Source organism: Marinovum sp. (assembly GCF_034669705.1).
In the GTDB taxonomy this organism is placed as follows: domain Bacteria; phylum Pseudomonadota; class Alphaproteobacteria; order Rhodobacterales; family Rhodobacteraceae; genus Marinovum.
Map to the genome: position 1 here is coordinate 45,611 of NZ_JAXMOR010000032.1, position 8,018 is coordinate 53,628.

At 64.6% G+C, this 8,018-nt stretch carries 9 protein-coding genes; 5 read left to right on the forward strand and 4 right to left on the reverse strand.

Features of this window, described 5'->3' with window-relative positions:
* The first annotated feature begins 74 nt into the window (after positions 1-74).
* A complete protein-coding gene (locus VOI27_RS18595) occupies positions 75-398 on the forward strand; it encodes an iron-sulfur cluster assembly accessory protein (protein ID WP_323767304.1) in 324 nt (107 codons plus the stop codon).
* A gap of 4 nt (positions 399-402) precedes the next feature.
* On the opposite strand, the gene VOI27_RS18600 is transcribed toward VOI27_RS18595, so the two are convergent.
* The 3 genes from VOI27_RS18600 to VOI27_RS18610 all read right to left on the reverse strand — a co-directional run bounded on the left by VOI27_RS18600 (position 403) and on the right by VOI27_RS18610 (position 2,672).
* Positions 403-1,338 carry a DMT family transporter gene (locus VOI27_RS18600; protein WP_323767306.1) on the reverse strand — a complete coding sequence of 312 codons (936 nt, stop codon included), beginning with the start codon at positions 1,336-1,338 and terminating at the stop codon, positions 403-405.
* Positions 1,338-2,435 carry a DUF6902 family protein gene (locus VOI27_RS18605; protein WP_323767308.1) on the reverse strand — a complete coding sequence of 366 codons (1,098 nt, stop codon included), beginning with the start codon at positions 2,433-2,435 and terminating at the stop codon, positions 1,338-1,340. Before VOI27_RS18605 ends, VOI27_RS18600 begins: the two co-directional genes overlap by 1 nt.
* A 63-nt stretch (positions 2,436-2,498) precedes the next feature.
* Positions 2,499-2,672: a hypothetical protein gene (locus VOI27_RS18610; RefSeq protein ID WP_323767310.1), complete on the reverse strand. Its 174-nt coding sequence runs from the start codon at positions 2,670-2,672 to the stop codon at positions 2,499-2,501.
* A gap of 324 nt (positions 2,673-2,996) precedes the next feature.
* Between VOI27_RS18610 and xth the strand changes: the two genes are divergently transcribed.
* The gene (gene xth, locus VOI27_RS18615; RefSeq protein WP_323767312.1) at positions 2,997-3,779 is read left to right on the forward strand and encodes an exodeoxyribonuclease III; all 783 of its coding nucleotides are present in this window, start codon (positions 2,997-2,999) and stop codon (positions 3,777-3,779) included.
* A 184-nt stretch (positions 3,780-3,963) separates the two neighbouring features.
* On the opposite strand, the gene VOI27_RS18620 is transcribed toward xth, so the two are convergent.
* Positions 3,964-5,067, reverse strand: coding sequence for a HupE/UreJ family protein (locus VOI27_RS18620; RefSeq protein WP_323767314.1), 1,104 nt, complete (start codon positions 5,065-5,067; stop codon positions 3,964-3,966).
* A gap of 108 nt (positions 5,068-5,175) precedes the next feature.
* Here VOI27_RS18620 and VOI27_RS18625 point away from each other — a divergent pair, with 108 nt between their 5' ends.
* The 3 genes from VOI27_RS18625 (at position 5,176) to VOI27_RS18635 (ending at position 7,802) form a co-directional block, all read left to right on the forward strand.
* Positions 5,176-6,063: a PfkB family carbohydrate kinase gene (locus tag VOI27_RS18625; protein ID WP_323767316.1), complete on the forward strand. Its 888-nt coding sequence runs from the start codon at positions 5,176-5,178 to the stop codon at positions 6,061-6,063.
* Positions 6,056-6,970 (forward strand): pseudouridine-5'-phosphate glycosidase, encoded by a 915-nt coding sequence (locus tag VOI27_RS18630; protein WP_323767318.1) that lies wholly within the window; start codon positions 6,056-6,058, stop codon positions 6,968-6,970. The genes VOI27_RS18625 and VOI27_RS18630 overlap by 8 nt, the downstream gene beginning before the upstream one ends.
* A gap of 88 nt (positions 6,971-7,058) precedes the next feature.
* The gene (locus VOI27_RS18635; protein WP_323767320.1) at positions 7,059-7,802 is read left to right on the forward strand and encodes a DUF502 domain-containing protein; all 744 of its coding nucleotides are present in this window, start codon (positions 7,059-7,061) and stop codon (positions 7,800-7,802) included.
* Positions 7,803-8,018 lie beyond the last annotated feature (216 nt).

The window sequence follows — 8,018 nt, forward strand, 5'->3', positions numbered from 1 at the left end:
GCTTCTATATTGCACCATGTCAGACGAGAAAACCGCGCCTTTGGGCGTTTGTGCAGGAAAACCGGAGATTTGTCATGCAGTTGCCGCCGAAAGTGACCGAGCGCGCCTTTGAACGGCTGTCCGAGATCGGCGCCGGCGCCGAGGGCAAGGCCCTGCGGGTCGCCGTCGAGGGCGGCGGATGCTCGGGGTTTCAGTACGATATCCGGCTCGACGCCCCGGCCGAGGACGACCTTGTGCTCGAGGGCAAGGGCGAACGGGTGGTGGTGGATTCGGTCTCGCTGCCGTTTCTTGCCGAGGCGGTGATCGACTTCAGCGAAGAGCTGATCGGCGCGCGCTTCGTCATCGAGAACCCTAATGCCACCAGCGCCTGTGGCTGCGGCACGTCGTTCTCGATCTGAGGGCTCAGCCTCGCGCCAGCGCCGTCTTGCCGAAATCGACCGGCCGCGGGCGGCCCGGCGTGCGTTGCGACTGAACCTGATCGAGCACCAGGTAAGCGCCGGAGATCATGACGATAAAGGCGCCGAGCAGCGTGCTCATGGTCGGCACCTCGTTGAACACCAAGAGGCCGATCAGCACCATCCAGACGAACTGCAGGTTCATCAGCGGTGTCACCGCATAGGCGGTCAGATGGCGCAGCGCAATCACCAGCAAAAGCCGCGCCGAGAACAGCACAAGGGCGCAGACCACCGCCAGCCCCAGATCAAACAGCGGCATCGGCTGCCAGCCCAGCGGCGCCAGAGCCAACATCGACAGGAAAACCGCAAGCTGCGGATAGAACACCTGCGCCAGCGAATTGCTCTCCTGCCGGCCGATATAGCGCGCCAGCACGATCGAGGCGGTGCCAGAGACCGCGCCGACGAAAGCGCAGAGATGGCCCAGCGTGATCGACGAGAGCCGCACCTCGACCATGCAGAGCACGCCGAGAAAGCCGCAGCCGATCGCCACCCAGGCCGCCAGCCGCACCCGCTCGCCAAGGATCGGTCCGGACATCAGCGCCGAGAACAGCGGCACCAGTGCGACGAACAGAAAGACCTGCGCCAAGGCCAGCGTCGCCAGCGCATAGAAGAACATCAGCGTCGCCAGCACCGTCAGCCCCGCACGGATCGCCATGATCCCCGGCAAAGAGGTGCGCAGGCTGACCTTTTCACCCCGCATCCGGCTGCTGCCGAGCGACATCAGTGCGATCAGCAGCGCCACGATGCTCAGCAGCTGCGGCGCGCCGTAGGTCTGCGCCAGATGCTTGGTGATGGCGTCGGAAAAGGTGATCAGCAAGGTATAGACCAGCACCAGCCCGGTGCCGAGCGTGGTCAGGCTGATCCCTGCCGGTGCGGCGCGCATCAGGCGCTGACCTTCTGGGCGCGGGCGAATTCCTCGAAGAAGGCCTCGAACCGCTGGGTGGAGGCCTCGGCCTGTTCCAGACGGGCGCGGGCGGTCTCGGTCAGGTTGGCATCGATCTGGTCGCGCATCGCGGTCCAGGCGTGGCTGCGATCCTGCATCCGGAACAGTTGCATCGAGATCTCGCGCAAGGCCGCCGATCCGGTGCGCGGCCGGTGAAAGGCGAGCGTCCCTGTCTCGCCCCTGCGGCGCAGCGGCACCGCGCCGAACAGGCTCTGACGCTTGACCCCCGACAGCCAGGACCCGGTCAGGAATTCATGGTAGGCATCGGCCACGGGCTGACGCCCCTGCTGGCCTGCATCCACCTCTGTGACCTCGAAATCATTCATCCTGCGATTGATCCACTCTTCCCAGATCTCCGATGGGTTGAAACCTGCATAGCGCATCGCCACGCAGATCTCAGCAAGAAGATCCAGATTTCCGTCAAGAAAGGCCAAAAGACCTGCATTCTCCAGCGACCGCAGTTCATTCGGCCCCAGTTGCGGGTCTTTGCGCCCATATTCCGAGAGGTAGAATACGATGTGGGTGAGTTCGAAGGCAGCCTTTTTGTTGGGCAATGCGAAGCGATCCGGACGCGCAATGAAGTCACGCAGACGCGCTTCAGCGCCACCCTGGTCGGCAAGTGGCTCGCATCCGCGCCGTTGCATCAGCCGAAACGCCTCGAGCCGCTGGATGTCGGAGGTCTCGCCGCCGGCGAGATCCTGGCGCAGCGCCCAGACGCACATCGATTCGGCGTGATTGCCGGGCATGCCAAGCGCCTCGAGATCGAGGGTCAGCGAGAGGATGAAGCGGTAGTATTGCGGAAAGAACGCCAGCTTTTCGCGGGCGCCATCGTAGAAGGCGGCATAGGGTTCCAGCAATCTGGCCGGAACCGCCTGCCCGGTGCATTCGAGGATGTTGATGAGTTCGGCGTTTTCCTTCAGCCAGAACACATCCTCGGGGCCGCGGCGATGGGCGGCAAAAGACCGGATGAGCGCGCCGGATCGCGCGGCTCGCCGGTCCTCGGGGCCGGGCACATTCAAATAGACAACGTTCGACATGTCTTGGTCCTCCGATGAATATCAAATGCGCCCGGTCCGAGCGTGGTCAGTCGGCTGCCCCGCTCAGGAGACGCACATCATCGCCTGGACCTGGTCGCCGTCGAACATGTCGGTGCCGGCATCGATGGAGACGCACATCATGGTGTCGACATGGTCACCGGTCGACACATCGGTGGCGTCGAGGATCAGCTCTTCGGCTTGGGTTTCGTTAAGGGTTTCTTGAACAAGTGCCAGCATGGTGCTCTCCGAATTTGGAAGTTTCTAACACCGTCAGAATTCTCCCTCTTTCCGAGCATTTCAAAACATATTTCAACTATACCTTGTGGATAAGTCAGTTATCCACACTAGATATGGTATGCAGACATTTGCTGAAATTACATAAAACCCGAGTCGCACAAATTTTTTGCAGGGTCCGAAATTCCCCTGAAACTGCGGGTTGCCAAGGGGCTTGCGGTCGAATCGTGGTCAGGTTAACGCCATTGCGCTGCATTTCGGGTGCCAATTTTCCGCTTGTTCCCCCTGCCATTCGACAGGATATTGCCAGCGATCAGGGAGGCCGCCATGAAGATCGCCACATTCAACATCAATGGGATCAAGGCGCGGATCAGCGCGCTCAGCGATTGGCTGGCAGAGGCCCGACCGGATATGGCGGTGCTGCAGGAGATCAAGTCGGTCGACGAGGGCTTTCCGCGAGAGCATTTCGAGGATATGGGCTATAACGTTGAAACCCATGGTCAAAAGGGATTCAACGGCGTCGCCATCCTGTCGCGCCTGCCGCTCGAGGATGTGAGCCGTGGATTGCCGGGCGATGACAGTGACGAACAGGCGCGCTGGATCGAGGCGACAGTCATTGGCGAAACCCAGGCAATCCGGATCTGCGGGCTCTACCTGCCGAATGGCAATCCGGTGCCCGGGCCGAAATACGATTACAAGCTGGCCTGGATGGCGCGTCTGAAAACCCGCGCCGCGGATTTGATCGCCGAGGAGGTTCCTGCCCTTATAACGGGTGATTTCAATATAATTCCTCAATCAGAGGATGCAGCAAAGCCGGAGCAATGGAAAGACGACGCGCTTTTCCTTTCGGCCAGCCGCGCGGCCTTTCGCCGGATCGAGACGCTGGGCTATACCGAGGCCTTCCGGGCCCGCACCCAAGGCGGCGGCCACTACAGTTTCTGGGACTATCAGCGCCGCGCCTGGGAGCGCAACGACGGCATCCGGATCGACCATTTCCTGCTGACCCCGGAATGTGCCGACCTGATGCGCGATTGCCAGATCGACGCCGCCGTGCGCGGTGGCGAGAAACCGTCGGACCACGTGCCGGTCTGGGTCGACCTGGCGGCGTGATCGCACGGGCGCGGCGCGGTGGGTTGTAACCCCACCCGACGCCAGACGCCCCGGCCACGTAGGGTGGGTTTGCAACCCACCGCCCTGGTCAAACTCCGACAACATCGAAGCCGGGGCAGGCAAAGCCACGAAGCCGCCGGCCAAGGGCTCTGCGTAGGTTGGGTTTGCAACCCACCCCCCCGTCTCAGATCACCCGTTCGACGAACCAATAGGCCCCGACCAGCGCAATCACCGCCGAGGCCGGCACGGCGATGTACGGCCGGTACCACGCTTTGCGGCCAAACCACAGCCCCACCGCGAGGAAGGCGATGGCGATCACCGTCAGCTGGCCCAGCTCGACCCCGACGTTGAAGCCCAGAAGCGCCGGGACGAACTGCCCCGCCGGCAAGCCGAACTCGCCCAGCACGCTGGCAAAGCCCAGGCCATGCAGCAGCCCGAAGCAGAACACCACCACCGGTCGCCAGGCGTGCATCTTGGGCGAGAAGATGTTCTCCACCGCCACATAGACGATCGAGGCGGCAATGATCGGCTCGACGATGCTGCCGGGGATGGTGACCACCCCCAGAGCGCCAAGCGCCAGCGTCACGGTATGCGCCGCGGTAAAGGCGGTCACCTGCCACAGCAGCGGCCCCAGCCGCGTGCTGAGAAAGAACAGCCCGAGCACAAAGAGGATATGGTCGAGCCCCTTGGGCAGGATGTGGTCAAAGCCCACCGGGATATACTCGGCAAAGACCGAAAGGCCGGATTTCGGCGTCATGCCGCCGGGCTGGATCACGTCGCTGGCGCCGCCGCCCTCGATGATGCCGGTATAGCCCTCCTCGACCCCCATCTGCCGCAGGACCAGCGTGCCGTAGCCGTCGGGCCAGTGCAGGGTCAGCGGTGCGGTGGTTGTCGCCAGCGCACCGCGCAGCGTCAGGCCGCTTTCGCGGGCAAAGGTGGTGTTGCCGATCTCGCCCGGTAGAAAGCCCTCCACCGTCAGCGGCACCTGCGTGCCACCGCTGTCGAGCCGGATTGCCGCAGCCATCTCCGCGGCCACCGGCGCCATGCGCTCGGCCAGCGCCTCTGGCGGCAGCGCGCGCAGGGTGTCATAGGCGTCAGAGCGGTCGGTGGTGTCGGTGTCCTCGAGCCCGTCGAGATCGATGCCGGCGATGAAGGCCTCGGCGTTGAGCTGCAGTTCGATCTGAACCGCGCCCTCGGTCACCGTGAGATCACCGATCGTCGGCATCACCTCATGCGCCCCGGCCATCCCGGCCCAAAGTGCCAATACACCCGCGAAAATCCGTGTCATGCTTACCCTCGCCCTTGTTAATGGTCGTCACAATGCCGCGATCCTCGCAGGCTGCAACCCAAAGCTACGGCTTGCGGCGAAAAAAGTTTCGCGCCATGAAGGGCTTCGATGACCAACGTACTCTGCATAGGATCCGTGCTCTGGGACGTGATCGGCCGCTCGGCCTCGGTGATGCGACAGGGCTCCGACGTGCCCGGCCGGATCACCCAGATACCCGGCGGCGTGGCGCTCAATATCGCGATGACGCTGGTGCGCTTCGGCATGCGGCCGGCATTGCTGAGCGCGGTGGGCCGCGATGTGCTGGGCGATGTTCTGATCGCCGAATGCGAGGACATGGGGCTCGACTGCAGCTGGCTCTACCGCTCCGACGATCTGCCGACCGACCGTTACATGGCCGTCGAGGGTGCCAACGGGCTGATCGCGGCGATTGCCGATGCGCATTCGCTGGAAGCCGCCGATGACAAGATCCTTCGCCCGCTGAAGGATGGCCGGTTGGGCAGCGCGGCAGAGCCCTACAGCGGCCTCATCGCGCTTGACGGCAATCTGACCGAAACGCTGCTGTCGCGGATTTCCCGCGATCCGGCCTTTGCCTCGGCCGACCTGCGCGTCGCCCCGGCCTCGCCCGGCAAGGCCGAGCGGCTGCAACCCTTCGTCACCCGCCCCGGCGCGGTGCTCTATGTCAACCGCGAAGAGGCCGGCATCCTCTGCCAGACCGAGTTCGCCGATGCGCCGTCTGCAGCGCAGGCGCTGATCGACCGCGGCGCGAAACGCGCGGTGGTGACCGATGGCGGCGGTGCCTGTGCCGATGCCGCAGCCGAGGGCGTGATCTCGGAACGTCCGCCGGCGGTTCTGGTCACCCGTGTGACCGGCGCCGGCGATACCTTCATGGCGGCCCATATGGCCGCCGAAGCTGCGGGGCAGGATCGCGCCGCGGCACTGCACCGCGCCCTGACTGCCGCCGCCAGATATGTCTCCGGAGAAACACCCCATGATTGAGATCCGCTATTCCGCCGAAGTGAACAAGGCCCGCGCCGAGAACCGCCCCCTGGTCGCGCTGGAAAGCACGATCATCACCCACGGCATGCCCTACCCGCAGAACCTCGAAATGGCGCGCGACGTCGAACAGGTGATCCGTGAGGGCGGCGCCACGCCGGCCACCATCGCGGTGATCGAAGGCCAGCTCTGCATCGGCCTCGATGACGCGCAACTCGAAGGGCTGGCCCAAACCCGCGGCGCCGCCAAACTGTCGCGCGCCGACATGGCGGCCTGCCTCGCCACCGGCGGCACCGGGGCCACCACCGTGGCGGCCACCATGATCGGCGCGGCGCAGGCCGGCATCGGCGTCTTTGCCACCGGCGGCATCGGCGGCGTGCACCGTGGCGCCGAGCAGAGCTTTGACATCTCGGCCGACCTGCAAGAGCTGTCGCGCACCGCCGTTACGGTGGTTGCTGCAGGCGCCAAGGCGATCCTCGACCTGTCGAAGACGCTCGAGGTGCTCGAGACCCTCGGCGTGCCGGTGATCGCCTACGGCCAGCAGGCCTTTCCGGCCTTCTGGTCGGCCACCTCGGCCTATGCCGCGCCGCTCAGGATGGACGATCCCGAGACCATCGCCCGCGCTCATGTGGCGCGCGGCGCCTTGGGGATTTCCGGCGGCCAGCTGGTGGCCAACCCGATCCCGGCCGCGGCCGAGATCCCGCGCGCCGAGATCGACCCGGTGATCGCCCGCGCGCTGGCCGATGCCCGGACCCACAAGATCGGCGGCAAGGACGTGACCCCCTATCTGCTGCAACGGATCTTCGAGTTGACCGAGGGCCGCTCGCTCACCGCCAATATCGCGCTGGTCCGCAACAATGCCCGGCTCGGTGCCAAGATCGCCTGTGCCTTGGGCAAAATCGTTACGTGACCGGGTTAATACCGCCCCAAGCCATTGAGGTTGGCCCGCAAACTGCCTAGTTTGCCCAATGGGGATGACCACGGGATCACGGATCTGAATGACCACGCCATTTGATGAAGATCCGCCTGTCCGGCCGAAATCGGGGTGGATGGCAAGCCGGATGGCGAGCCTGCGCGCGTCGTTCCTGACCGGGATCGTGGTGATTGCGCCCGTCGGCCTGACCGTCTGGCTGATCTGGACGGTGATCGGCTGGGTCGACGGCTTTGTCTGGCCCTTCGTGCCGGACGCCTATCAGCCCGAGGCGCTGCTCAACCGGTTTCTCGGCACCCGCGACCCGTCGGATCCGGACTGGATCTACGTCAACGTGCGCGGCGTCGGCGTCATCGTTTTCCTGCTGTTCACCCTGCTGGTCGGCTGGATCGCCAAGGGGCTGATCGGCCGCTCGCTGGTGCGCTTTGCCGAGAGCCTGGTGGAGCGGGTGCCGGTGGTGCGCTCGATCTATTCCGGCGTGAAGCAGATCGCCGAGACGGTGTTCAACCAGGAGGACCGCTCGTTCGAGAAGGCCTGCCTGATCCAATATCCGCGCAAGGGGATCTGGGCGATCGGCTTCATCTCGACCACCGCCAAGGGCGAGATCTCGCGCCGCGCCGAGACCGGTGGGCGGCTGATGTCGATCTTTGTGCCGACGACGCCGAACCCGACCTCGGGGTTCCTGCTGTTCTTTCCCGAGGAAGACGTGATCGAGCTCGAGATGACGGTCGAGCAGGCCGCGAAACTGGTGATCTCGGCCGGGTTGGTCTATCCCAACGGCGACGACCCGACAAAACCGCCGCGGAAGTAGACCTTCGCGGGAAGCCCTGGCTCGGGGGCCGGGGCGCGGGTGTGGCGAAGGCTGGTCTCAAGGTCAGATTACCGCCGTCCCGGGCTTGACCCGGCAACCGTAATCGGTCACCGCGTGTCAGACGGTTTTCGGGTCGAAGGGTTTGCCCGTTCGCAGCATCGCGTTGAGGATCGTCAGCAGCTTGCGGGCGACCGCGATGATGGCCTGTTTCGCGGT